At 63.1% G+C, this 22,230-nt stretch carries 29 protein-coding genes; 15 read left to right on the forward strand and 14 right to left on the reverse strand.

Annotation, left to right across the window (positions count from 1 at the left end; genetic code table 11):
• Positions 1-146: 146 nt before the first annotated feature.
• The 3 genes from NKJ91_RS06120 to NKJ91_RS06130 all read right to left on the reverse strand — a co-directional run bounded on the left by NKJ91_RS06120 (position 147) and on the right by NKJ91_RS06130 (position 2,004).
• Entirely contained in the window at positions 147-434 is a 288-nt protein-coding gene (locus NKJ91_RS06120; protein ID WP_023678497.1) for an ArsR/SmtB family transcription factor, read from the reverse strand.
• Positions 435-465: 31 nt separating this feature from the next.
• Complete coding sequence (locus tag NKJ91_RS06125) at positions 466-1,713, reverse strand: MFS transporter (protein WP_023678496.1); 1,248 nt, start codon at positions 1,711-1,713, stop codon at positions 466-468.
• A gap of 96 nt (positions 1,714-1,809) precedes the next feature.
• Complete coding sequence (locus tag NKJ91_RS06130) at positions 1,810-2,004, reverse strand: DUF1192 domain-containing protein (RefSeq protein ID WP_023678495.1); 195 nt, start codon at positions 2,002-2,004, stop codon at positions 1,810-1,812.
• Between the two features lie 124 nt (positions 2,005-2,128).
• Between NKJ91_RS06130 and NKJ91_RS06135 the strand changes: the two genes are divergently transcribed.
• The 3 genes from NKJ91_RS06135 to NKJ91_RS06145 all read left to right on the forward strand — a co-directional run bounded on the left by NKJ91_RS06135 (position 2,129) and on the right by NKJ91_RS06145 (position 4,461).
• Positions 2,129-3,139 (forward strand): NAD(P)H-quinone oxidoreductase, encoded by a 1,011-nt coding sequence (locus NKJ91_RS06135; protein WP_352454845.1) that lies wholly within the window; start codon positions 2,129-2,131, stop codon positions 3,137-3,139.
• Between the two features lie 132 nt (positions 3,140-3,271).
• The gene (locus tag NKJ91_RS06140; RefSeq protein ID WP_023678493.1) at positions 3,272-3,412 is read left to right on the forward strand and encodes a DUF1127 domain-containing protein; all 141 of its coding nucleotides are present in this window, start codon (positions 3,272-3,274) and stop codon (positions 3,410-3,412) included.
• Between the two features lie 353 nt (positions 3,413-3,765).
• Positions 3,766-4,461, forward strand: a complete 696-nt coding sequence (locus tag NKJ91_RS06145; RefSeq protein WP_023678492.1) for a DUF1013 domain-containing protein — start codon at positions 3,766-3,768, stop codon at positions 4,459-4,461.
• A gap of 58 nt (positions 4,462-4,519) precedes the next feature.
• On the opposite strand, the gene NKJ91_RS06150 is transcribed toward NKJ91_RS06145, so the two are convergent.
• From NKJ91_RS06150 to NKJ91_RS06160, 3 genes are all read right to left on the reverse strand, one after another.
• Entirely contained in the window at positions 4,520-5,239 is a 720-nt protein-coding gene (locus NKJ91_RS06150; RefSeq protein ID WP_023678491.1) for a helix-turn-helix transcriptional regulator, read from the reverse strand.
• 18 nt (positions 5,240-5,257) lie between these two features.
• Positions 5,258-5,665 carry a hypothetical protein gene (locus NKJ91_RS06155; RefSeq protein ID WP_352454846.1) on the reverse strand — a complete coding sequence of 136 codons (408 nt, stop codon included), beginning with the start codon at positions 5,663-5,665 and terminating at the stop codon, positions 5,258-5,260.
• A gap of 141 nt (positions 5,666-5,806) precedes the next feature.
• Complete coding sequence (locus tag NKJ91_RS06160; protein ID WP_023678489.1) at positions 5,807-5,974, reverse strand: hypothetical protein; 168 nt, start codon at positions 5,972-5,974, stop codon at positions 5,807-5,809.
• 202 nt (positions 5,975-6,176) lie between these two features.
• On the opposite strand from NKJ91_RS06160, the gene NKJ91_RS06165 reads away from it, so the two are divergent.
• A complete protein-coding gene (locus NKJ91_RS06165) occupies positions 6,177-6,338 on the forward strand; it encodes a hypothetical protein (protein WP_352454847.1) in 162 nt (53 codons plus the stop codon).
• Positions 6,339-6,351: 13 nt separating this feature from the next.
• Here the strand turns inward: NKJ91_RS06165 and NKJ91_RS06170 are convergent, their stop codons facing one another.
• From NKJ91_RS06170 to NKJ91_RS06200, 7 genes are all read right to left on the reverse strand, one after another.
• Positions 6,352-7,083 carry an SGNH/GDSL hydrolase family protein gene (locus NKJ91_RS06170; protein ID WP_023678487.1) on the reverse strand — a complete coding sequence of 244 codons (732 nt, stop codon included), beginning with the start codon at positions 7,081-7,083 and terminating at the stop codon, positions 6,352-6,354.
• Between the two features lie 82 nt (positions 7,084-7,165).
• Positions 7,166-7,906 (reverse strand): DUF899 domain-containing protein, encoded by a 741-nt coding sequence (locus tag NKJ91_RS06175; RefSeq protein WP_023678486.1) that lies wholly within the window; start codon positions 7,904-7,906, stop codon positions 7,166-7,168.
• Between the two features lie 150 nt (positions 7,907-8,056).
• A complete protein-coding gene (locus NKJ91_RS06180; RefSeq protein WP_352454848.1) occupies positions 8,057-9,082 on the reverse strand; it encodes a class I fructose-bisphosphate aldolase in 1,026 nt (341 codons plus the stop codon).
• Between the two features lie 140 nt (positions 9,083-9,222).
• The gene (locus NKJ91_RS06185; protein WP_352454849.1) at positions 9,223-10,419 is read right to left on the reverse strand and encodes a phosphoglycerate kinase; all 1,197 of its coding nucleotides are present in this window, start codon (positions 10,417-10,419) and stop codon (positions 9,223-9,225) included.
• A gap of 162 nt (positions 10,420-10,581) precedes the next feature.
• Entirely contained in the window at positions 10,582-11,436 is an 855-nt protein-coding gene (locus NKJ91_RS06190; RefSeq protein WP_352454850.1) for a transglycosylase SLT domain-containing protein, read from the reverse strand.
• A gap of 4 nt (positions 11,437-11,440) precedes the next feature.
• Complete coding sequence (gene ispG / locus NKJ91_RS06195; protein WP_352454851.1) at positions 11,441-12,694, reverse strand: flavodoxin-dependent (E)-4-hydroxy-3-methylbut-2-enyl-diphosphate synthase; 1,254 nt, start codon at positions 12,692-12,694, stop codon at positions 11,441-11,443.
• Between the two features lie 204 nt (positions 12,695-12,898).
• Entirely contained in the window at positions 12,899-13,078 is a 180-nt protein-coding gene (locus tag NKJ91_RS06200) for a YdcH family protein (protein WP_023678481.1), read from the reverse strand.
• Between the two features lie 239 nt (positions 13,079-13,317).
• Here NKJ91_RS06200 and NKJ91_RS06205 point away from each other — a divergent pair, with 239 nt between their 5' ends.
• Entirely contained in the window at positions 13,318-13,521 is a 204-nt protein-coding gene (locus NKJ91_RS06205; protein ID WP_023678480.1) for a YdcH family protein, read from the forward strand.
• Positions 13,522-13,555: 34 nt separating this feature from the next.
• Here NKJ91_RS06205 and NKJ91_RS06210 read toward each other — a convergent pair whose 3' ends face one another.
• Positions 13,556-14,359 (reverse strand): IclR family transcriptional regulator, encoded by an 804-nt coding sequence (locus NKJ91_RS06210; protein ID WP_352454852.1) that lies wholly within the window; start codon positions 14,357-14,359, stop codon positions 13,556-13,558.
• A gap of 128 nt (positions 14,360-14,487) precedes the next feature.
• On the opposite strand from NKJ91_RS06210, the gene NKJ91_RS06215 reads away from it, so the two are divergent.
• The 10 genes from NKJ91_RS06215 (at position 14,488) to NKJ91_RS06260 (ending at position 22,165) form a co-directional block, all read left to right on the forward strand.
• Positions 14,488-15,369: a transporter substrate-binding protein gene (locus NKJ91_RS06215; RefSeq protein WP_352454853.1), complete on the forward strand. Its 882-nt coding sequence runs from the start codon at positions 14,488-14,490 to the stop codon at positions 15,367-15,369.
• A 66-nt stretch (positions 15,370-15,435) separates the two neighbouring features.
• Positions 15,436-16,101: an amino acid ABC transporter permease gene (locus NKJ91_RS06220; protein WP_023678477.1), complete on the forward strand. Its 666-nt coding sequence runs from the start codon at positions 15,436-15,438 to the stop codon at positions 16,099-16,101.
• A gap of 1 nt (position 16,102) precedes the next feature.
• Entirely contained in the window at positions 16,103-16,753 is a 651-nt protein-coding gene (locus tag NKJ91_RS06225) for an amino acid ABC transporter permease (RefSeq protein WP_352454854.1), read from the forward strand.
• A gap of 4 nt (positions 16,754-16,757) precedes the next feature.
• Positions 16,758-17,552 (forward strand): amino acid ABC transporter ATP-binding protein, encoded by a 795-nt coding sequence (locus NKJ91_RS06230; RefSeq protein ID WP_023678475.1) that lies wholly within the window; start codon positions 16,758-16,760, stop codon positions 17,550-17,552.
• 34 nt (positions 17,553-17,586) lie between these two features.
• Positions 17,587-18,048 carry a RidA family protein gene (locus tag NKJ91_RS06235; RefSeq protein ID WP_023678474.1) on the forward strand — a complete coding sequence of 154 codons (462 nt, stop codon included), beginning with the start codon at positions 17,587-17,589 and terminating at the stop codon, positions 18,046-18,048.
• A 23-nt stretch (positions 18,049-18,071) separates the two neighbouring features.
• Positions 18,072-19,277 (forward strand): aminotransferase class V-fold PLP-dependent enzyme, encoded by a 1,206-nt coding sequence (locus NKJ91_RS06240; protein WP_352454855.1) that lies wholly within the window; start codon positions 18,072-18,074, stop codon positions 19,275-19,277.
• Between the two features lie 165 nt (positions 19,278-19,442).
• On the forward strand, positions 19,443-20,390 hold the full coding sequence (locus NKJ91_RS06245; RefSeq protein WP_023678472.1) for a metallophosphoesterase family protein: 948 nt from the start codon (positions 19,443-19,445) through the stop codon (positions 20,388-20,390).
• Positions 20,391-20,401: 11 nt separating this feature from the next.
• Positions 20,402-20,749 carry a cupredoxin domain-containing protein gene (locus NKJ91_RS06250; protein ID WP_352454856.1) on the forward strand — a complete coding sequence of 116 codons (348 nt, stop codon included), beginning with the start codon at positions 20,402-20,404 and terminating at the stop codon, positions 20,747-20,749.
• 25 nt (positions 20,750-20,774) lie between these two features.
• Positions 20,775-21,335, forward strand: a complete 561-nt coding sequence (locus tag NKJ91_RS06255) for a sigma-70 family RNA polymerase sigma factor (RefSeq protein ID WP_352817726.1) — start codon at positions 20,775-20,777, stop codon at positions 21,333-21,335.
• Positions 21,332-22,165: an anti-sigma factor family protein gene (locus NKJ91_RS06260; protein ID WP_352454857.1), complete on the forward strand. Its 834-nt coding sequence runs from the start codon at positions 21,332-21,334 to the stop codon at positions 22,163-22,165. The genes NKJ91_RS06255 and NKJ91_RS06260 overlap by 4 nt, the downstream gene beginning before the upstream one ends.
• Positions 22,166-22,230 lie beyond the last annotated feature (65 nt).

A 22,230-nucleotide genomic window follows, 5' to 3' on the forward strand; every position in this document is an offset into this window, starting at 1 on the left:
GCCATCACAGCCATCATGCGAAAGCTCATCATCCTCGCAAACGCACTACTCAGGGACAATCGGACCTGGACACCATCTCTCCCTTGACCAACACGGATACTCTAGGCCCGATGCTGCATAGTTGCTCGACGCGCTGACGATGCCTCTCAGCTTCCGGGTGAACCGAGCTGCTCCGCATCCCAGAACTGGTCAAGCCAGATGTTGAGCTTCAGGAAGCCGGCATTGCTGACCGTATAGACGCGCCTGGTGCCTTCCGGCTTGGCGTTGACCAACCCCGCATCAAGCAGCACCTTCAGGTGCTGCGAAACGGCCGGGCGGGACACCGGCAAGCCGGATGCCAATTCGTTGACGGTCTTCGGTCCGCGCCGGAGCTCTTCCAAGAGATGGCGCCGGTTGGGATCGGCAATCGCCATGAAGGCGTCGGAAAGCATCATGCCTTATTTGTGGGGCAAAGCGCCTCGAATCTCAACTGTCGGCTTCAGCTTTTCTGCGCGGGTCGAGCCGCAACGCTTCCGGCGTCACCGAGCGATCGGCGGGCTGGGTCTTGAAGGCATCGCGGCCTTCGATCGGCACCGGCGCGCGACGGCTGATGCGCAGCAGCGTATAGCCAGCCAGGCTGAGATGCGCGAGCGCAGTGGCCAGGAACAGCCCCTCAGGGCGCATCCAGCCCATCAGGCCGGCGGCCACCAGCGGACCGATCATCGTGCCGAAGCCATAAAGCAGCAGCAGGCCGCCCGACACTTTGACGAAGTCCTCCGATCGCGCATGGTCATTGGCATGCGCCACCGCGATCGAATAGAGCGTGTAGGCGAAGGCGCCGTAGGCGGCGGTGCAGACGATGACGAAGACGCCGGAGCGCGGTTCGAACAGGAAGATGGCGATGGCAAACAGCGCAGCGCCGAAGGCCGCGCCCGCCAGCACGAAACGACGGTCCGTCGTGTCGGAGAGCCGCCCGGCCGGAAGCTGCATGGCGGCGCCGGCGATGACCACGAGGCTCATCATCAGCGCGATCTCGGCTGTCGAGATGCCGATGCGCGCTCCATAGACGGCACCAAGTGTACCCCAGGCGCCGTTGGCGATGCCGATCAGCACGCAAGCGATCGCCGACACCGGCGAATTGACGTAGAGCCCCTTGACGTCAAGCGACACGTCCTGCAGCGGCTTGGGGTGAGACGCCGTCGAGACCGCCGTCGGGATCAGCGACAGGCAGAACAGAATGCCGGTGATCATGAACAGCGACGCCGATCTCACATCGCCGCCGGCAACGATCATCTGACCGCCCATGATCGAGGCATAGGTGACCATCATGTAGAGGCCGAAAACGGTGCCGCGGTTTTCGTTGGTGGCCTTCTCGTTGAGCCAGCTTTCGATAACCATGAAGGCGCCGGCCATGGTGAAGCCGGTGAAGGCGCGCAGCAGGATCCAGGTATATTCGTCGATGATCAGGCCGGTGAGCAGTGCGACGATCGCTCCCGATGCGGCAAAGGCGCCGAAAGCCCTGACATGACCGGCGCGGCGCACGATGCGTGGCGCAAAGAAGCAGCCGGTGACGAAGCCGCCGGCCCAAGCCGTGCCCATCAGGCCGAGCGATGCCGTCGAGAAGCCCTCCACCTGGCCGCGCAGCGGCAACAGCAGACCGTGCAGTCCGGATGCCGCCAACAGGAACGCGGTGCCGCGCAGCAGCGAGAGGATCGGTCTGTAGCTTGCGAACATTTTTCAATCCGGCTGGGGTTTAGGGCACAAGTCTGGAGACAGCGGCATTCGGGCTTTTCGGCGGCGTGCCCGAGCTTTTGGAATTGCCCGCAGTAACTACCCGCGGCGAAACAGCGCCTCTGCCGCCGACTTGGTCGAGCCCTTGGTCTTGAGCTCGGCTTCCAGCCGGGCGATCTCGTCGCGCAGGATGCCGATCCGTTCGGACAATTCATCGACGGAAAGCAGCGACAGATCCTGCCCGATCTCGTGCGGGCGCGCCTTCTTCTTGGGTTCGTCGTCGAAGATCGCCATCGTCGCTCCTCCGTGATTGCCCATTTGCCTGATTTGCCAATGAGCATACATAGGGCAAGGGTATGGATGCAAATGGCGGGCAAGAGCTGGCACGAAAAACCGGCGGAGCACGACGGGAAAATTCATGGCGAACGCACAGAAAATTCCGGCGAAGATGATGGCGATCGCCATATCGGAACCGGGCGGGCCGCGAGTGCTGAAACCGGAAACCCGCGACGTACCGGTTCCCGGTCCCGGCGAGATCCTGATCCGGGTGCGGGCCGCCGGCGTCAACCGGCCGGATGTGCAACAGCGCAAGGGCGCCTATCCGCCACCGCCGGGAGCGTCGGATCTGCCGGGCCTGGAAGCAGCAGGCGAAGTTGCTGCCCTTGGTGACGAGATATCGCGCTGGCGCGTCGGCGACCGGGTCTGTGCGCTGACGGCGGGCGGCGGCTATGCCGAATATGTCAGAGTGCACGCCGGCAGCGTGCTGCCGCTGCCCGCCGGCTTTACCTACACCGAAGCGGCGGCGCTGCCGGAAAACTACTTCACTGTTTGGCACAATGTCTTCGAGCGCGGCGGCCTGAAGAGCGGCGAGACCCTGCTCGTGCATGGCGGCTCGTCGGGTATCGGCACCACGGCGATCCAGCTTGCTGCCGCTTTCGGCGCCTATGTCGTCACCACCGCCGGCAGCAAGGAGAAATGCGACGCCTGCCTCAAGCTCGGCGCCGACCGGGCGATCAACTACCGCGAGGAAGACTTCGTGGCCGCAGTCAAGGAGGCAACCGGCGGCAAGGGTGCCAATGTCATCCTCGACATGGTCGGCGGCGACTATGTGGCGCGAAACTATGAGGCTGCAGCCATGGAAGGCCGCATCGTCCAGATCGCGACGCAGGGCGGGGCGGTGGCGAGCGCCGATTTCTTCAAGATCATGGCCAAGCGGCTCGTGCACACAGGATCGCTGCTCAGGCCACGCACCGTGGAGTTCAAGGCGGCAGTTGCGGCTGCGCTGGAGGCGCAGGTTTGGCCGTTGCTCGGCACGCGCAAGGTTGCGCCGGTGATGGATACGATCTTCCCGCTCAAGGAAGCGTGGCGGGCGCATGAGCGGATGGAGGAGGGTGAGCACATCGGCAAGATTGTGCTCGATGTCGCCTGACGGCCCGCAAACAGGCTGAACGAAAGTTTAATGGTGCAATGCAACAAACGCATTGCGGCCATGCAAAAGCGTCTGTTCAATTTTTCATCGCCGATGCCTATTTACGCGGCATCAAAACGATGGAGGACTATCATGAACCCGATCCGCGCTTTCCGTAACTGGCGCATGTACAACGAAACCGTGCGCGAACTGAACCGGCTGAATGCTCGTCAGCTCAACGACCTCGGCATCAACCGCGGCGACATCGAGAGAATCGCCCGCAAAGGGCTTTGATCTCGAGCACGATCCCGCTCGAAGACCGGGCGCTGCTTTTCGGCAACGCCGAGCCGCGGTTCGGGATCAAGCTTTAGAAGCCAGAGCCGCAGCAGACGGATTTCCGTCGCCGGTTCCGAGCCCGCCCGACCTTGGTCTGGCGGGCTTTGTCTTTTTGAAGGTTTCGACTGCATGGCGTCATCTGCCGACCCTTCGCGGTCTGCTGGTCGCGCTGCCGTGCCGTCCTTGACGCGCGCCTGCCAAAAACATTGCGAAACGGCGAGCGAGCGGTTATATAGACCGCGATTTTCCCATTTTGGTGGCTCTAAACCACCGCCCGCGCGGGAACGCGGGCGAACGAGAAGGATTTTGTAATGGCCAATACGCTGCTGATGCCAAAGGCGACCGCCGTCTGGCTGGTTGACAACACAGCGCTTTCCTTCGAGCAGATCGCGCAGTTCTGCGGACTGCATCCGCTTGAGGTCAAGGCGATCGCCGACGGCGAGTCGGCGCAAGGCATCAAGGGCATGGACCCGATCATGACCGGCCAGCTCACTCGCGACGAGATCGCGCGCGCCGAGAAGGACGCCAACCACCGGCTGAAGCTCTCCGATCCCAAGGTGCGGGTGCCGGAATCCAAACGCAAGGGTCCGCGCTACACGCCGCTGTCGAAGCGCCAGGACCGGCCCAACGCCATCCTCTGGCTGGTGCGCAACCATCCCGAGCTCAAGGATGCGCAGATTGCCCGCCTTGTCGGCACAACGAAGTCGACGATCGACCAGATCCGCGACAGAAAGCACTGGAACTCCGCCAATCTCCAGCCGATGGATCCGGTGACGCTCGGCCTGACGTCGCAGATCGACCTCGATATGGAAATCAACCGCGCCTCGCGCGGCCGCGAGCAGGCGCAGCCGGTCGGCGATACGCTGCTGCCGGCCGCCTTGACCGAACGGCTGGTGCCGGCGCCCGAAAAGCCGAAGGACGAGGACCGCGAACTTGACGCCAACGCCGTCTTCGCCAAGCTTTCGGCGCTGAAGTCGAAGGACAAGGACGCCGACGAAGAGGAATAGGTCTGGCATCCAAAACAAAAAGCCCGCTTTCAAGCGGGCTTTTTTGTGATCTTCCGTGTCAGCTTCGCGCTGCCCGGTCCGGCGCCATGCCGTAATCCTCGCTGCGCTCCACCGCGCGATAGAAATCGGCGAGCTGCTTGCCGCGCTCCGGCTTGAAGGTGCGGCCGGCGATGACCACCGAGGCGATGCGGTCGATGCGGAAGGCGCGGAAATCGCCGCGCATCTCACACCAGGCGACCAAGGTCCACACCTTGCCCCAGAACCACAGGCCGAGCGGGCGGATGTCGCGCGCGGTGCTGCGGCCGGCCTCATCCGAATAGTCGATGGTCAGCACCTGACGTTTCTCGATGGACCGCTCGATCAGGTCGATGGCTTCGCGGGCGGCATCGCTTACCACCCACATCGGCGTGTGGATCTCGGTACGGGCGATGCGGTCCTTTTCGGCGTCGGGCAACACGGCGCCTATCTTGACCAGCGCCTCGTCGGCGGCTCGCGCCATGGCCGCGCCACCAAAGGCGCGCACCATGCGGGCGCCGGCGACCAGCGCGACGATCTCGTCACGCGTGAACATCAGCGGCGGAAGGTCGAAACCCTCCCTCATCATGTAGCCGACACCGGCCTCGCCGTCGATCGGCACGCCGGTCGACTGCAGGTCTGCGATGTCGCGATAGATCGTCCGCTCGGAAACCTCGAGCCACGTGCCCAGCTTCTGGGCGGTGACCAGACGACCACCACGCAGATGCTGCACGATCTGGAAGAGCCTGTCGGCGCGGCGCATCGTATGGTCCCTCGGCGTCTATCGTTCCAGCCCTTCGCGCTTGCGCTGCGCGGCGACGAAGGCCGCGCCGAAGGACAGTTTCCTCGTTGTCGGCGTGCTTGCGTCGACCACCCGCCAGAACGGCGCAACGTCGCCCAGCGCCATACCACGCTCAAGATCCTCGTTGGCGGCCTCGACGACGGTGCGCAGATGATAGCCGATGGTGACCGGACATGTCATCTCGGCACCGTGCTCGATGGCGAGAGCGGTGCGCAAAGCGCGGATATTCATGTCCATGCCTTCGGGGATGGAGCGGATGAATGCATGAACCTGGCGAGCTGTAGGGACCCGCATCGGCTGGCCTTCGACGACGTCGCCGATGGTGCGTGGCGACGGTCTTATGCCGTTGATGCCAGGCGTGCTCAGCCTGTCGTTCCAGCTTTTCATCGATCGTCCTCTCGGCCATCCGGCTCCGGCGGCCATCGCACTATGGCACGAGCCTCCTGACACCATACTGTCAGGAGGCTTCAGCATGCCCATTTCAGCTCGTCGCCAGGTCGCATCCAAACGCCACGCAGAAAGCTTGCCTCAATTGCCGCCATTGCGGCGGTCGCCATACATGTCCGGCCAACCAATATCCTTGCGGATGTCCGCCGGCAGGGTGTTCATGAATCGCTGGGTGCGGATCTCATTGCGGATCGTCCGGATCTTGCCGACATAGTGCTGCACGCTACGCAGAATGGTAATACCGTTCATGGCTGGTCTCCTCTCTTTCGATGCAGGCACTATCGCACACCCCTGCTGACAGCAGTCTGTCAGGAGGGTGCGGCTCTCATGACCGGCGTTCCGATTTATCCATCGAAGTGACAAGGCAGTGCTGAAAAGAGGCTTGCCGCAGTGGAAGCCGGCGATCCCGGAGCCGCTTTGACAGCCAGCCGCGATGCTGATCAAAGGCTGCATGTCGAAACTTCTCGCGCTCGTCATCATCCTCATGATGGTCATCCAGCTCATCAAGCCGCTCGGCTGGCCCGGGCTGAAGCGGCGCAGCGATTTCTGGAAGCTGGCGCTGCTGGCGATGGCGGCGATTTCGATTACGGCGGTGCTCGGGCACTGGACGTAGTGCGGGCGGCCCGCTACGCGACGCCCGGTTCGTTGGCGAGCACCAGGCTGACCAGATGTTCCGCCCAGGCTCGGTAGCCGGCTTCCGAAGCGTGAAATCCATCCGATGCGAAGCCGGCATCGGCATCCGTGATCGGCAGCCGGGGCGCCGGTATGGCGCCGCGTTCGAGGCAAAGGCGCTCGCCCATCCGGTTCATTTCGACGGCGCGGATTTCGAGGATCTTGCCGAGCAGCGGCGGCATTGCCGGAGCCCGGGTGAACTCCAGCACCGGCGACCACACGACGCGCGCTTCCGGCCATTTGGCGCGCAGCGCGTAGAGCAGGCCGCCAAACTCGCGCTTGAAGCGCGGTACCGAATGAAAATTCTTGGTGTCGTTGGTACCGATGGCCAGCACGATATGCGTCCACGGATCGGCCGATAGATTGGGCAGCACATGATCGCGGATCTGGCCAGAGGTTGCCGAGTTGAAGCCGGCCGCCCGCCAGCGCACGGTGCGGCCGGTGCGTTGCGCAATCAGAACTGCCAGTTGCGCGGCCAATCCGTTTTCGGAATTGCCGATGCCTACCGAGGCGGCGGAGGAATCGCCAAGCACCAGAACCGAGATTGCTGGCGCCAGGCCAGATATCTCGTGCATGACCGGACCTTGCGCCGGCAGCATGCGGGCGGTGCGGCGACGCACGCCAAGTCCTTGCCAGACATAGACCGGAAAGGCGAGCCAGGTGAGAAGGGTCGGAAAGCGCCGCATGGCAAGTCCCTTTTAGGGCATAGCGAACAGCACTTAGCGCATGTCGGGCCGAAGGCGAAAGACCTTGGGTGACCGCCCGTCGTCAATGGCAGCAGCTGTCCTGCATCTCGGGCGTATCCGCATATTCGTCGTGCAGCCGCACCCAGTCCACCAGGCTATGGTGGGGACCGGTTTCGTTGCGACCCTTCGGCGTCAGGTCGAGATAGTGATAGGCGCCGATCAGCGGATCGCCGCCTCTGGAGCGCGAGATAAAAGTCAGGAAGATGTCGCCTTTCTCGTCGCGATAGAACACGCTGGTGCCGGGAAGATCCTTCGATTGCCGCGCGCGCCGCTCGAAATTGTAGGTCGTGTCGCCGGCCGCGATCTGCTTGTCGGTGAATGACACCTGCATGTCGAAGTTGAAGTCCGAAGCGTACGACGACACCCAGTCGAATTTCCAGCCCATGCGCTGCTTGTAGGGCAGAAGCTCGGCCAGCGGCGCCCGCGCCACCACCACGAGCGAGACGTCGTGGTGCCTGAGATGCTGGTTGGCACCGTCAATGTGGTCGGCAAGGAACGAGCAGCCCTCGCAACGATAATCGGCGCCCGGCCCGAACATGAAATGGTAGACGATCAGCTGGCTGTTGCCGCCGAACAGGTCGGGCAGTTTCTTTGGCCCTTGCTCGGTCTCGAAGACGTAGTCCTTGCGGATCTTCAGCCACGGCAGTTCGCGGCGTTCGGCGGCGACGCGGTCGCGAAAGCGCGTCAATTCCTTTTCGCGCGCCAGATGCGCCTTGTGCGCCTGAAACCACTCTTCCTGCGAAACGGTCTTGTTGTTTGGCATAGGTCTGCTCCTCTTTTCACGGAGGACGTTCGGCAGCGAGGAATACCGACACCGAGCTGCATTTTCAGTAGCAGGAAATTGCAGACCTTGCTGCTTTCAAACAAACCCGGGCACATGGCCCGGGTCGGAGGGAACGCAACCTGAATTCCGTCAGGCGGCTTGCTCCAGCGTCGGCTGCCATTGTCCAAGCGCTGCCAGATGGTTCATGTGGGCGCGATGGGCGAAGGCAGCCTGTGCGGCGGCGACATTCGCCGCCTTGCCGCTCCAGGCCTTCTGCGGAGCGGCCTGCAAGGCGCGGCCGTAGGAGAAGGTCAGCTTCCACGGATGCGGCCCGATGGCGTTGATGGCATTGAGGTTGGCGGTCGCCTGCTCGTCCGTTTGACCGCCTGACAGGAAGGCGATGCCTCCGATCGCGGCCGGCACCGTCTCGCGGAACAGTTTTATCGTCTTTCCGGCGACTTCGTCGGGACTGCTGACCTTGCCTGATTTCTTGCCGGCGAGGACCATGTTCGGTTTCAGGATGGTGCCTTCGAGGACGACGCGGGCAGCATAGAGCTCGGTGTATAGCTTCGTCAGCGTTGTCTTGCTGATCTCGTAGCAGGTGTCGATGTCGTGGGCGCCGTCCATCAGCACCTCCGGCTCGACGATCGGCACGATGCCGGCCTCCTGGCAAAGCGCGGCGTAACGGGCGAGCGCATGGGCGTTCGAGCCGATCGAGGTGGCGGAAGGCACGCCCTTGGCAACATCGATGTCGATCACCGCGCGCCATTTGGCAAAGCGGGCGCCGAGCTTGTAATAGTCGGCAAGGCGTTCGCGCAGGCCGTCCAGGCCTTCGGTGATGGTGTCGCCGGGAAAGCCGGCCAGCGGCTTGGCGCCGGCGTCGACCTTGATGCCGGGGATAGCGCCTGATGCCTTGATGATGTCGACCAGCGGTGTGCCGTCGGCGGCCTTCTGGTGAATGGTCTCGTCGTAGAGGATGACGCCGGAAATGTACTTGGTCATTGCATCGCTGGCGCGGAACATCATCTCGCGATAGTCGCGGCGACTGTCGGCGGTCGACTCGACACCGATGACGTCGAAGCGCTTCTTGATGGTGCCGGAGCTTTCGTCGGCGGCCAGCAAGCCTTTGCCATCGGCCACCATCGCGGCGGCAATGTCCTCGAGACGTTCGCTCATCGTGCTTCTCCTGAAAGAATTGATCCGCGCCCAGCAGACCACCAGAGCAACGCAGGTTCAAGTCGAACCATTTCGTCAAACAAGCGCGAATCGATTGAAAGTCGCGGGCGCACTCTTTCGCGCTGCTCTTGCGGCCGCGCTCAGCGCTTCAAGACGTCGACGCCGGGCAAGGGCTTGCCTTCCATCCATTCGAGGAAAGCGCCGCCGGCCGTCGAGACATAAGTGAAATCATCGCTGACGCCGGCATGGTTGAGCGCCGCCACCGTATCGCCGCCGCCGGCGACCGAGATCAGTCTGCCGGCCCTGGTGCGCGCTGCCGCGTGCCTGGCCGTCGCCACCGTTGCGTGGTCGAACGGCTCGATCTCGAAGGCGCCGAGCGGCCCGTTCCAGACCAGCGTCGCGGCACGGTCGATCCATTCGGCAATGGTTTTCTCGGTTTTCGCGCCGACATCGAGGATCATGCCGTCTGCCGGCACGTCTGCTATGGCGACGGTCTCGCTAGCGGCGCCCGCCTTGAATTCCCTGGCGACGACGCCGTCGGCGGGCAGGATGATGGCGCAGCCGGCCTCGGCTGCCTCGATCATGATCTGCTTGGCGGTGTTGGCGAGGTCATGCTCGCACAAGGATTTCCCGACATCGGTGCCGCGCGCGGCGAGAAACGTGTTGGCCATGCCGCCGCCGATGACCAGCGCGTCGACCTTCTTCACCAGGTTCATCAAGAGGTCGATCTTGGTCGAGACCTTGGCGCCGCCGACGATGGCGACAACGGGGCGAACCGGATTGCCGAGACCCTTTTCCAGCGCGTCGAGCTCAGCCTGCATGGTGCGGCCGGCGAAGGCGGGAAGCAAATGCGCCAGCCCTTCGGTCGATGAATGGGCGCGGTGCGCAGCCGAGAAGGCGTCGTTGACGAAGATGTCGCCGTTGGCGGCGAGCTTTTCGGTGAAGATCGGGTTGTTCTTCTCCTCAGCTTTGTAGAAGCGGGTGTTCTCGAGCAGCAGTACGTCGCCGCTGTCCATGGCGGCGACGGCGCTCGCCGCCTTGTCGCCGATGCAGTCGGCGGCAAAGCCAACCGGGCGCCCGAGCACGTCCGCCGTCGCCTTGGCGATCGGCTCGAGTGAGAATTCCGGCGCCGGTCCATCCTTGGGCCGGCCGAAATGGGCAAGCAGGATGACCTTGGCGCCCTTGCCGGAGAGCTCGGCGATGGTCGGCGCAATGCGCTCGATACGGGTGGCGTCGGTGACCTTGCCCTCGGTGACGGGAACGTTGAGGTCGACACGCACCAGCACACGCTTGCCGCTGATATTGCCGATGTCGTCCAGTGTCTTGAAGCCGGCCATGCTGATCCCTTTCACGAAAAATCGCGGGGACCTTACCCCGCATCGACGACGATGCAAGACCTGCCTAACGGTTCACCGAAAATATGATTCACGTATCGAGGACGAAGTGCCCACGGGGAGCGAGATGGGCAGCAATGGCGCAAAACGCACCGACATATGGCTTTACCGGTTGCGCACCACGATGCAGGCGCCGCCGACGCTTTGCAGCTTGTCGCAGATTGTGTCGGCCTTGGCTCTGCTATCGGCGCCGATCCGCACGGCATAGATGCCGCGCCTACCGATCGGGGTACGTACCCGGCTGACCACCGGATCGTGGCCGGCAAGCAGTGCCGGGAACCGGCTTTTCACTCTCAGCCACTGGTTGAGCGCCGCGGCGCGGCGAAAATTGCCGGCCACCTGCACGCCCCACGGCTTGATGTTGATCGACGACATCGGCACGGTTCTGGACATGATCACCGGCAGCTCGCGGCAAGCAGCAGCGAAACTCGCCTTCTTGTCGAGCGGCCGGATGACGCCGGCATACGCGGCGTCGGTGAACCTGTCGGCCGGCTCGCCCATGACGTCCAGAACGTAGCTTTCGGTCTCCATCGGCAAGAAGCCGCCGGAATTCAGCCAGCGCGACACCCGGGTCTCGCCGGCGTTGTAGGCGGCTGCGGCGAGGCCCAGATTGCCGAAGCCGGTCTTCAGTTCGGCGAGATATTTTGCCGAGGCCGGGATCGCCTGCTCGATATCGAACGAATTGGTGAGGCCGCGTATCTTGGCCGTGCCCGGCATGAACTGGGCAATGCCTTCGGCGCCGACCGGGCTGACCGCATTGGGATCGAAACGGCTTTCCTTCCAGATCAGCCGGGCAAAGAAATCCCTGGGCAGCCCGTTCCGGTCGGCATGGGCCTCGATCAGGTTGCAAACCTGGTCGATCAGCTTCTTTTTGGCGGGCCGTGGTGGATCGGCCTGAACGGCTGTCGCCCAGATCAGCCCGCAAATGAGAACCAGCGCCGCGCCGAGCAAACGCCGCATTCAACTACTCCGCCGCGGCTTTGTCGTGCTGCCCGAACCGCCATTCGATATAGTCGGCGACCATCTTCTCGAAATCCGCGGCAATCGATGGGCCGCGCAGCGTCGCCGCCTTCTTGCCGTCGACGAATACCGGGGCGGTCGGCATCTCGCCGGTGCCGGGCAGCGAAATGCCGATATCGGCATGTTTGGATTCGCCCGGACCGTTGACGATGCAACCCATCACCGCGACCTTGAGGTTCTCGACGCCGGGATATTGTTCACGCCACACCGGCATGTTCTTGCGCAGGTCGGCCTGGATGTTCTGGGCAAGCTCCTGGAACACGGTCGAGGTCGTGCGGCCGCAACCAGGGCAGGCGGCGACGATCGGCACGAACTGCCTGAAGCCCATGGTCTGCAACAGCTCCTGCGACACCTGCACTTCGCGTGTGCGGTCGCCGTTCGGCTCCGGCGTCAGCGAGATGCGGATGGTGTCGCCGATGCCTTGCTGGAGCAGGATGCCCATGGCCGCGGACGAGGCGACGATGCCTTTCGAGCCCATGCCGGCCTCTGTCAGGCCGAGGTGCAGCGCATGGTCGGATCGGGTGGCAAGCTCGGTGTAGACGGCGATCAGATCCTGCACGCCGCTGACCTTGGCCGACAGGATGATTTTCTCGCGCGCAAGGCCGATCTCTTCGGCCATTTCGGCCGACAGGATCGCCGATTGCACGATTGCCTCGCGCGTCACTTCCTGCGCGGTCAGCGGAAAGCCTTGGGCCTGGTTGTGATCCATCAGCCGGGTCAGCAGCTCCTGGTCGAGCGAACCCCAGTTGACGCCGATGCGCACCGGCTTGTCGTATCGGATCGCCATCTCGACGATTGCCGCGAACTGCCGGTCCTTCTTGTCCTTGAAACCGACATTGCCGGGGTTGATGCGGTACTTGGCCAAGGCCGCGGCGCAGGCCGGATGATCGGCCAGGAGCTTGTGGCCGATATAATGGAAATCGCCGACCAGCGGCACGTTGATGCCGAGCCGCTCCAGTCGCTCGCGGATGGCCGGCACAGCGGCAGCGCTTTCGTCGCGGTCGACCGTTATGCGCACGATCTCGGAGCCGGCGCGATGCAGCGCCGCCACTTGCGCGACCGTCTGGTCGATATCGGCCGTGTCGGTGTTGGTCATCGACTGGACGACGACTGGGGCGCCGCCGCCGACCATCACGCCGCCGACATCGACACCGACCGACCTGCGGCGCGGGAAGGGTGAGGAAAAATATCCGGTCATGCCGGCTGCCTTTAATCTTGAAGGTCCGGGCATGAGGTGGAGGAGCAAAGATGGCTTGTCAATGGCGACTGGCGCGCAGGCCTAGCAAATCGGAAATAACAAGACGGCAGCTTGCCGCGAATCCATAGGCGTTTCCGGCAGCATAGAGACATGCCACCGGAAAGAAATCACGCGCCGGGCGGCGGTTCTAGTCCTGGAAGGGCTTCAGTGGGTCGTCGGTTTCGCCTTCAGTTTTTCAATCTCGTCCTTGAGCGCCAGCTTGCGCCGCTTGAGATTCACGATTTCGAGGTCGTCTACCGACGGATGGGTCATCGCATCGTCGATTTCCCGTTCGATGTCGCCGTGTTTCCGCTGCAGCTCATCAAGATGGGATGCAAGAGACATGATTGGTTCTCCCTTTCATGGTTTCCTCGGATTGCAGCCGTCATGGCACGTCCACCGCAGGCTCGCTTCTGTGACGGCATAATGACAGTGTGCCACCATCGCGCACCGATGTCGAATGCTGCGTGGTAGCATTCCACGCCAATATGAAATGTGATATGGGCTGCGCGCCGGTGCAAGAAGACCCGGTCCCGCCCAATCAGGCCCATAGTTTGGGCGCCGCAGACGTGCAGACGGTAAAAATGTCCGATCAGGAACAGGCAGATATCCGCCTCGAATATTCCCGGCTGAAGCAGGAACACGCCGATTTCGACGCCGCCATCAATGCGATGATCGCCATGAATTGCGACCCGCTGCAGATCCAGCGCATGAAGAAAAAGAAGCTCTTCCTTAAGGACAGGCTGATGGCGCTGGAAGACAAGATCATTCCAGACATTATCGCTTGAACGGACGCCGGCGCTGGCCTGCTGGAAAGGCGGCCTATGCCGCGATCGAAAGCCGCGCGGCGCGCTCGAGCAACAGCTCTATCAGATCATCGGTCTTTTCGGTCGAGGTATCGATGGGAACCACCAGGCACATCGTCGCCTCGACCCTGCCCGGCGCTGAAAAGACCGGCGCGGCCAGGCATTTCGTGTAGGCATCGACAAGGCCGGAGGTGATGCAGTAGCCGGCCGACTTGGCGACGGCGATGTCGTCTATGAAATCGTCGAGCTGCAATCTGCGGCCGTCCGGCAGCACGAGATCGTCCTCGGAGACCATATCCTCAATCGCTGCCCTGTCGAAGCCGGCGAGGAGCAGTCGCCCGGAAGCTGTCCAGGGGAGCGGTATTTGCAGACCCGTCGCCGAGCTGATCCGGAATGGCCTCGTTCCCGGGCTTGAATGGACGATGGTGTAGCGGCCGCTTTGCAGCATGCACAACTCCGAGGTCTCGCCGGTCTCGCGTGACAGATGGTCGACTTCCTGGCGCCCTCGCCTGAGCAGGTCGTTGCCCCGCACATAGTCCATTCCGTAGAGATAGAGCTTCTTTCCGAAATAGACCCGATTGCCGTCTCCGGCCATTTCCAGCAGGCCTGCGTCGACCAGCGAGCGCACCAGCGTATAAGTAGTCGAACGCGGCGCGTTTACCCCCTTGGCAAGGTCGCCGATGCCGATCGCACGCTGGGTCGTGTGGAGAAACTCCAGAATCTGGAGAACCCGGTTGAGACCCTTCTCCCGAGAGCCCGAGTTCTTGTCTTCGTCCAGACCGATGTCCGGTCGAGCGGCCAAGGCATTGCCATCTTGCATTATCGATCCCTGATGTTAATCTGTCTTGTACAGAGTACAGGCGTCTCTTGTAAGGGACAATGACGTCAGTTGCAACCGATGCCTGTACTGCTGGTCCAAAGGGGAACTCAACACGAAAGGAGGTCGCCGTGAACGACATATCCAAAAGGCGTGAATTTCTGAAACTGGGAATGGCCGGGCTTGCAACGGCCGGAGTGATGAGCGCCGCTACCGCGGTCGACGTTCAGAAAGCGGCGGCCCAGGCAGCGCCGGACAGCCTGCTGCGCACCGTCCTCGAGCGCGGCAAGGTAATCGTCGGGACCGGCAGCACCAACGCGCCCTGGCATTTCGAGAACGACGCCGGCGAACTGGTAGGCATGGACATCACCATGGGTCGCATCCTCGCCAAGGGGCTTTTCGACGATCCGACCAAAGTGGAATTCGTCATGCAGGATCCGGCTCAGCGCATTCCGAACGTGACCACCAACAAGGTCGACATCACCATCCAGTTCATGACCATGACCGCCCAGCGCTCGCAGCTGATCCACTTCTCCCGACCCTACTACGTCGAAGGCATCGCCTTGCTGACCCTTCCGAACGCCGAAAACAAGACCTTCGACAAGCTGCTTGCCGGCGGTTCGGCGACGCGGATTTCCATCCTGCAAAATGTCGATGCCGAGGCTAACGTGCATATCGTCCTGCCGGAGTCGCAGGTGATGCAGATAGACACGCAGGCCAACGTGCTGCAGGCCTTGGAATCGAAGCGCGTCGACGCCGCCGCGGTCGATCTGTCAACGGTGCGCTGGCTCGCCTCGCGCAATCCGGATAAGTACTTCGATGCCGGCAAGAGCTGGTTCTCGATGCTTTATGGTGCCGCGCTGCGGCAGGGCGACCTCGACTGGCTGACCTTCGTCAACCAGACCTTCACCATCGCCATGTTCGGCCATGAAACGGCACTCTACGACGCTGCGTTCAAGGATTATTTCGGACAGGAGCCGCCGGCGCGCCATCCCGGTTTCCCGGTCATTTGATGCAAGCAGGCGGAAGGACAACGTCCTTCCGCCTTCTCTCATCACAGCCCTCCATGACGAGGACGCATGGGTTATACTCTCAACTTCAACCTTATCTGGCGGCATTTCGACAAGCTCTGGGGCGGACTGCTGCTAAGCCTCGAACTGGCCGTCATCTCGATCGCGATCGGCATCGTCATCGGGCTCGTTCTGGCGGTCTGGTACGTGTCGGCCGGACGTGCGGTGCGGACCATCATCGCGGGGTATGTCGAGTTCATCCGCAACGTGCCGCTGATCCTGCTCGTCTATCTGGTCTTCTACGGCTTGCCGACGGTGGTCGACATTGCCTACAGCGCGCAAACCTCATTCATTGCCACGCTGTCGCTCTACAGCGGCGCCTACCTGGTCGAGGTGTTTCGCTCGGGGCTCGAGGCGGTGCCGCGCGGTCAACTCGACGCCGGCAAGGCAATCGGCCTGACGCCATGGCAAAGGCTGCTCGATGTGCGCCTGCCGACGATGCTGCGCATAACCCTGCCGGCGCTTTCCAACACATTCATATCGCTCTTCAAGGATACGTCCGTGGCGTCGGTCATCTCGGTACCCGAACTCACCTATGGCGCCCAGTGGATCAACTTCAACACGTTCCGCATTGTCGAAGTCTATCTGGTGGTGACGGCAATGTACCTGTTGACCGGCTACACGCTGCTTTTCGCGCTGCGGCTCGTCGAGCGCCGGTTCAAGGCGGCGCGCTGACATGCTGAGCCAGATCATCTACGCCTTGCCGTTCCTCGCCGAAGGCTTTGCCGTAACCTTGTGGGTGTCGCTGCTGGTCGTGATGTTATCGCTCATCGCCGGCGTGCTGATGGGCGTCGGCCTTGTCTATGGTCCTTTTCCGCTGCGCTGGGCAGTGCGCATCTTCAGCGACACCATACGCGGCATTCCGATCCTGGTGCTGATCTTCTTCGTCTATTACGGCCTGCCTGCGGTGGGGCTGCATCTGGAATCCTTTTGGGCGGCCGTGTTCGCCCTCACCCTCTTCAAGACCGCACAAGTCGTCGAGTATCTCAGGGGCGCCGTCGGCTCGATTCCCAAGGGTCAGTCCGAGGCGGCGATGGCGATCGGACTGACCTTTCGCCAGCGGCTGGCCTACGTCATTTTTCCGCAGGCGTTCAGGCGCTTCCTGCCACCCTGGATCAATGGCGTCACCGACGCGGTGAAGGGCAGCGCGCTGGTCTCGCTGCTCGGCATCACCGACCTCATGCAGGCAATCAACCAGGTCATCGGCCGCACCTATGAGGCGATGCCACTCTACATTCTCGGTGCGCTCGTCTACTTCGCCGTCAACTACGCCCTCTCCTTGGCCAGCCGGCGCCTGGAGCGGCGTTTCTCCTTCATCCGGGAATAGCACGATGTCCAACGCGTCGCACCAGAATCCGGCACTTCTCGATGTCACCGAGGTTTCCAAAGCCTTTGGATCCGTCGAGGTCCTGCGCTCCGTCAGCCTGCAAGTGACACGCGGCGAGGTCGTGACTATCATCGGCCCCTCCGGCAGCGGCAAGACCACGCTACTGCGCTGCGTCAACTTCCTGGAGAGCTACGACAGCGGCTCGATCCGTATCGACGGCAAAGAAGTCGGCTATCGCGAGACGGGAACACGCCAGCGACGCAGCGAGCGCGACCTGGCGGCGATGCGAGCCGAGACCGGAATGGTGTTCCAGAGCTTCAATCTGTTTCCGCATTTGACTGCGGCCGGCAACATCATGCTTGGCCTGCGCAAGGTGCGCGGCAAGAGCAATGCCGAGGCCCGCACCATTGCCGAGCACTGGCTCGGCCGCGTAGGCCTCGCCCACAAAGCCGACAGTCTGCCGGCCGAGCTTTCCGGCGGCCAGCAGCAGCGCGTCGGCATCGCCCGCGCCGTGGCGATGGAGCCGAAGATATTGCTTCTCGACGAGATAACCTCGGCGCTCGACCCCGAACTGGTTGGCGAGGTGCTCGAGGTCGTTCGCAGCCTCGCCGAAGACGGCATGACGATGCTGATGGTCACGCATGAAATGGCTTTTGCGCGCGACGCATCGAGCCGCATCGTTTTCATGGCGGATGGCGGCGTCAGTGCCGTCGGACCACCCGCCGAGATTCTGGCGGCGGGGTTCGACAATGAACGCCTTCGCAGTTTCCTGGCGCGGTTTCGCGCCTCGCATTTTTGACATCGGACGGCGAAAGCTGTCGCAAGGAGCTTTTATGACGCCTTACATCCGGCTCGCGGAATTGGGCCTGACACTGCCCGAGCCGCCGAAGCCCATCGCCAACTTCGTCACCTATGCCGAGAGCGGACGGCTGATCTTCCTCTCCGGCCAGGGGCCGTTGCGCGCCGATGGCGCGCTCTGCACCGGCAAGGTCGGAGAGGATGTCAGCGTTGAAGAGGCCTACGGGCATGCGCGTCTGACCGGCCTGAACCTGCTCGCCGTCATGCATGCGGCGGCCGGCGACCTCGGCCGCATCGTGCGCGTCGTCAAGCTGCTTGGCTTTGTCAATGCGACGCCGACATTCAGCGAGCACCCCAAGGTGGTGAACGGCTGTTCCGATCTTTTCGCGGCCGTCTTTGATACGCTTGGCGGACATGCCCGTTCCGCGATCGGTGTCGGCTCGCTGCCGGGCAACATCACAGTTGAAATCGAGGCGGTCGTCGAGATCGCCGCCTGAAATCTTAAACAGGATCTACAGAGATGACGACCTATGCCGCTGACCGTTCCAACACGACAATCCGCGAACGGCTTGGCGTTCGCCCAATCATCAATGTCTCCGGCACGATGACGGCACTCGGTGCTTCGATCATCGTGCCAGAAGCGATTGCCGCAATGTCGGAAATGGCCTCGCAATGGGTCGAGATGGACGATCTGCAGCGCGCCGCAAGTAGGGTGATTGCACGCCTTACCGGCGGCGAGGCCGGCTTCATCACCGCATGCTGCGCCAGCGGCATAACAATGGCGATTGCCGGCGCGATGACCGGGACCAGCCTTCTTGCGATCGAGCGGCTGCCGGACGACACCGAGGGCCTCAAATCGGAGGTCATCGTTCAGCTTGGTCACATCGTCAATTATGGCGCGCCGATCGACCAGTCGATCCGGCTTGCCGGAGCCAAGGCAGTGCCTGCCGGCACGGTCAGCGTCACCCAGGATTATCATGTTGCCGAGGCGATCCGGGACCGGACGGCGGCAGCCCTCTACGTCGTTGCGCACCACACCGTGCAATACGGCATGCTCTCGCTTGAGGAGTTCTGCGAGATTTGCCACGCCAAGGGCGTGCCGGTGATCGTCGACGCCGCCTCGGAATACGATTTGCGTGGCTTTCTGGCGCGCGGCGCCGACATTGTTGTCTACAGCGGGCACAAATTTCTCTCAGGGCCGACAAGCGGCATCGTTGCCGGCCGCAAGGATCTGGTACGGGCCGCCTATCTCCAGAACCGGGGCGTTGCGCGCGCCATGAAAGTCGGCAAGGAGAGCATTGCCGGCACTATGGCGGCCCTGGAAGCCTGGGAGCGGCGCGACCATGCCGGCATTCGCCAGCGGGAAGAAGCCGCACTGCATCTGTGGCAAACCGCATTGCAGGGCCTGCCTGGCATCGAGGCACGTGTCATTCCAGATCCGACCGGAAATCCTCTCGACCGCCTGCAGGTGTTTGTTGCGCCGGAAAGCCGCTTCACCGCCGCCGGCCTCGCCTCGGCGCTTGCGGCGGGTTCGCCGCCCGTGCTCGTGCGCAACCACGAGGTCGAGCGCGGTCACTTCTTCCTTGATCCGTGCAATCTCCATCCCGGCGAGGCGGAGATCGTTGCCGAACGCCTGCGGGCGGTGTTGAGTGCTGCCGATCGGCCCGCGGATGCGATGAAACCCGCTCGCAAGCAGTCCGCCGGAGCGCTGCGCTGGCCGGACTAGACATCGCCAGAGCGTGGTCGAGCCAGTGCCTTCCAGCGCCGGCTTCGCATCGGGCCAGTGCGCCATCACGGCAGTGTGAATGAACTTTTAGTCTTCGGGCGGAATAAACCACCCCGCCCATTGGTCTCCCAAACAGACGCCATTTCCGGCGTGCAGGAGACCGGTATGACCCACCACCACGACAATGAAGCTGACGGCATCAGCCGCCGTCATGCACTGGAATGCATGATCTGGGCCGGCACGGGAGTGCTGTGGACAATTTCGGCCGGCGTGCCGGTTTCGCTCAGCCTGCTCGGTGCGTCGCAAGCCGCCGAGGCCTTGGCCACCGGCTTCACTTTCCTCCAGATCTCCGACAGCCACATCGGCTTCGACAAGGCTGCCAACCCGCACGCCATCGACACGCTGAAGGAGGCCATCGGCAAGATCCAGGCGTTGCCGCAAAAGCCCGCTTTCATGATCCACACCGGCGACATCACCCATTTGTCGAAAGCCGCGCAGTTCGACAACGCTGCCCAGATCATCGGCGGCGCAGGCTTCGACGTGCATTATGTGCCCGGTGAGCACGACCTGATCGATGACGGCAATGGCCAGGCCTATCTCGACCGCTACGGCAAGGGCACCAAGGGCGCTGGCTGGTATTCGTTCGACCAGAACGGCGTCCATTTCATCGGGCTGGTCAACGTCGTCAACCTGAAGGCTGGCGGGCTGGGCAATCTCGGCGCCGACCAGTTGGCATGGTTGGCCGATGATCTGAAGGCGGTCACCGCCTCGACGCCAATCGTCGTCTTTGCCCACATTCCGCTATGGGCTGTTTATCCCGAATGGGGCTGGGGCACCGACGACGCGGCGCAGGCCTTGGCCCTGCTCAAGCGCTTCGGCTCTGTCACCGTACTCAACGGCCATATCCACCAGATCATGCAGAAGGTCGAAGGCAACGTTACCTTTCATACCGCGCGCTCGACCGCTTTCCCGCAACCGGCGCCGGGCACCGCAGCCTCACCCGGGCCGATGACGGTACCTGCCGGCCAGTTGCGCAGCCTGCTCGGCACAAGCAGCGTGACAGTCAAGCAAGGCGGGCAGGACCTCGCCATCATCGACAGCACGCTGGCCTGAGGGGAAATGCGATGATCCGCTTCCCATCCCGCGTCTTGGTCGTATCCTCTGTCACGTTCGGTTTGGCGGCGATCCTGATAATGGTTGCCATGCCACTGAACGCAGCTGACCAGCCAATGGTCAAGATCGAGAACTTTGCCTTCACACCGGCGGTGCTGACGGTAAAGCAGGGCACTACCGTGACCTTCGAGAATGACGACGACATCCCGCATCTGGTGGTCGCCAACGATGTCTCGTTTCGCTCCAAGGCGCTTGACACCGGTGACACATATGCCTTCACCTTCACCAAAATGGGCGACTATGCCTATTTCTGCGGGCTTCACCCGCACATGCAGGGCAGGATCACCGTCGCTCCGTGAGGATTTTCGGACGGTTCTGCCCGGGATGCCGGGCGATGCGACGGTGTTGAACCAAGAGGCCGCGACAGAGCGCTTTCGCGAGGTGGTTCTGCCCCATCTCGCGGATGCGCTTGCGCTTGCCCGCTGGCTGACCGGCAACGCCGCCGACGCGGAGGATGTGGTGCAGGAGGCCTGTTTGAAGGCGCATGCGGGCATCGCCGGCTATGCCGGCGGCAATGCGCGCGCCTGGCTGCTGGCGATCGTGCGCAACGCCTCTTACTCCTGGCTGGCGCGCAACCGGCCGCGCAGTATCGTCGCCGTCGGCGACCTGAGCGACCTCGATGACATGACGGCTGCATATGGCGCCGGCCTGCCGGATACGGATAGTCCTGAGGCAAGCCTGATCGCCAAGGCCGACACGGCCGCACTCGAGGCGGCGATCGCCGCGCTGCCGCACCAATTTCGCGAGACTGTGGTGCTGCGCGACATCAACGGCCTCAGCTATCGCGAGATCGCGACGCTGCTTGGCGTGCCGCTAGGCACGGTGATGTCGCGGCTGGCGAGGGCGCGCGGTCTGCTGATATCCCAACTTGGGAGGGCGCCATGATCGCGCACAACGATGGACTGCCCGATGACCCGGCGGGCGTGGAGCTGATGATCCATGCCTTGGTCGATGGCGAGCTCGACGCAGCAGCAGCATTGGCTGTCGAGCGACGCATCGCGGCCGATCCGGCGCTCGCCGCCGAGCATGCCCGCATCGCTGCGCTGCAGACGGTCGTCAGCGGGCTGCCGAGGCTCGATGTCCGTGAGGATTTCAAGGCTCGCATCGCTGCAATCGGGACAGCCGGTGCGGAGAAAGTGCTGCCGGCGCCGGCGCCCGCCGCTCGAGTGCCGCCGGCACACAGAGCGGTGCACCGATTTGGCGCGTTCGACTGGCGCGCGCTGGCGGCGTCGATCATCGTTACCGCCGTGCTGGCCAGCGGCGCGACGCAATGGATGATGCTGAGCAGGGCGCCCGACAGCTTTGCCGCCGCGGTCGCCAGCGGCCATCGCCGCAGCCTGCTGGCAGCCAGCCCCGTGGACGTCGTCTCGTCGGACCGGCACACGGTCAAACCCTGGCTGGATCGCAGGGTCGGCCTGTCGCCGCCGGCACCTGATCTTGCCAGTGACGGCTTCGCGTTGCTCGGCGGTCGGGTCGAGGTGATCGCCGACCAGCCAGTGCCGGCACTGGTCTACAGGCACCGCGAGCACCTGATCACTCTCGTCGCCGCGCCCGAGGAAACCGGCTCGACAGCCGGACCGGTCGATCTTTCTGCTGGTGGCTTCTCGCTGGTCCACTGGAGCGACAGCGCCTTTTCCTACTGGGCGATTTCCGATACCGAACGGCCTGAACTTGACGACTTCGTCAACCGCTTCCGAGCAGCGGCCGCCCGATGACAGACCGCCCCTGTCCATGTGCGTAGCCACGGAGACGGCACAAGCGGCTTTGCCGTTTCCGGCCA

The organism is Mesorhizobium sp. M0040 (assembly GCF_040323505.1).
GTDB lineage: Bacteria > Pseudomonadota > Alphaproteobacteria > Rhizobiales > Rhizobiaceae > Mesorhizobium.

Coding starts and splice junctions, on each gene's coding strand:
- NKJ91_RS06220 (WP_023678477.1), top strand. CDS start 15,436: ATGGGTTATACTCTCAACTTCAACCTTATCTGGCGGCATTTCGACAAG.
- ispG (WP_352454851.1), bottom strand. CDS start 12,694: ATGACCGGATATTTTTCCTCACCCTTCCCGCGCCGCAGGTCGGTCGGT.
- NKJ91_RS06235 (WP_023678474.1), top strand. CDS start 17,587: ATGACGCCTTACATCCGGCTCGCGGAATTGGGCCTGACACTGCCCGAG.
- NKJ91_RS06175 (WP_023678486.1), bottom strand. CDS start 7,906: ATGCCAAACAACAAGACCGTTTCGCAGGAAGAGTGGTTTCAGGCGCAC.
- NKJ91_RS06180 (WP_352454848.1), bottom strand. CDS start 9,082: ATGAGCGAACGTCTCGAGGACATTGCCGCCGCGATGGTGGCCGATGGC.
- NKJ91_RS06120 (WP_023678497.1), bottom strand. CDS start 434: ATGATGCTTTCCGACGCCTTCATGGCGATTGCCGATCCCAACCGGCGC.
- NKJ91_RS06190 (WP_352454850.1), bottom strand. CDS start 11,436: ATGCGGCGTTTGCTCGGCGCGGCGCTGGTTCTCATTTGCGGGCTGATC.
- NKJ91_RS06210 (WP_352454852.1), bottom strand. CDS start 14,359: ATGCAAGATGGCAATGCCTTGGCCGCTCGACCGGACATCGGTCTGGAC.
- NKJ91_RS06225 (WP_352454854.1), top strand. CDS start 16,103: ATGCTGAGCCAGATCATCTACGCCTTGCCGTTCCTCGCCGAAGGCTTT.
- NKJ91_RS06135 (WP_352454845.1), top strand. CDS start 2,129: ATGGCGAACGCACAGAAAATTCCGGCGAAGATGATGGCGATCGCCATA.
- NKJ91_RS06165 (WP_352454847.1), top strand. CDS start 6,177: ATGTCGAAACTTCTCGCGCTCGTCATCATCCTCATGATGGTCATCCAG.
- NKJ91_RS06205 (WP_023678480.1), top strand. CDS start 13,318: ATGTCCGATCAGGAACAGGCAGATATCCGCCTCGAATATTCCCGGCTG.
- NKJ91_RS06125 (WP_023678496.1), bottom strand. CDS start 1,713: ATGTTCGCAAGCTACAGACCGATCCTCTCGCTGCTGCGCGGCACCGCG.
- NKJ91_RS06185 (WP_352454849.1), bottom strand. CDS start 10,419: ATGGCCGGCTTCAAGACACTGGACGACATCGGCAATATCAGCGGCAAG.
- NKJ91_RS06245 (WP_023678472.1), top strand. CDS start 19,443: ATGACCCACCACCACGACAATGAAGCTGACGGCATCAGCCGCCGTCAT.
- NKJ91_RS06200 (WP_023678481.1), bottom strand. CDS start 13,078: ATGTCTCTTGCATCCCATCTTGATGAGCTGCAGCGGAAACACGGCGAC.
- NKJ91_RS06150 (WP_023678491.1), bottom strand. CDS start 5,239: ATGCGCCGCGCCGACAGGCTCTTCCAGATCGTGCAGCATCTGCGTGGT.
- NKJ91_RS06155 (WP_352454846.1), bottom strand. CDS start 5,665: ATGAAAAGCTGGAACGACAGGCTGAGCACGCCTGGCATCAACGGCATA.
- NKJ91_RS06130 (WP_023678495.1), bottom strand. CDS start 2,004: ATGGCGATCTTCGACGACGAACCCAAGAAGAAGGCGCGCCCGCACGAG.
- NKJ91_RS06170 (WP_023678487.1), bottom strand. CDS start 7,083: ATGCGGCGCTTTCCGACCCTTCTCACCTGGCTCGCCTTTCCGGTCTAT.
- NKJ91_RS06160 (WP_023678489.1), bottom strand. CDS start 5,974: ATGAACGGTATTACCATTCTGCGTAGCGTGCAGCACTATGTCGGCAAG.
- NKJ91_RS06230 (WP_023678475.1), top strand. CDS start 16,758: ATGTCCAACGCGTCGCACCAGAATCCGGCACTTCTCGATGTCACCGAG.
- NKJ91_RS06260 (WP_352454857.1), top strand. CDS start 21,332: ATGATCGCGCACAACGATGGACTGCCCGATGACCCGGCGGGCGTGGAG.
- NKJ91_RS06145 (WP_023678492.1), top strand. CDS start 3,766: ATGGCCAATACGCTGCTGATGCCAAAGGCGACCGCCGTCTGGCTGGTT.
- NKJ91_RS06240 (WP_352454855.1), top strand. CDS start 18,072: ATGACGACCTATGCCGCTGACCGTTCCAACACGACAATCCGCGAACGG.
- NKJ91_RS06140 (WP_023678493.1), top strand. CDS start 3,272: ATGAACCCGATCCGCGCTTTCCGTAACTGGCGCATGTACAACGAAACC.
- NKJ91_RS06255 (WP_352817726.1), top strand. CDS start 20,775: ATGCCGGGCGATGCGACGGTGTTGAACCAAGAGGCCGCGACAGAGCGC.
- NKJ91_RS06250 (WP_352454856.1), top strand. CDS start 20,402: ATGATCCGCTTCCCATCCCGCGTCTTGGTCGTATCCTCTGTCACGTTC.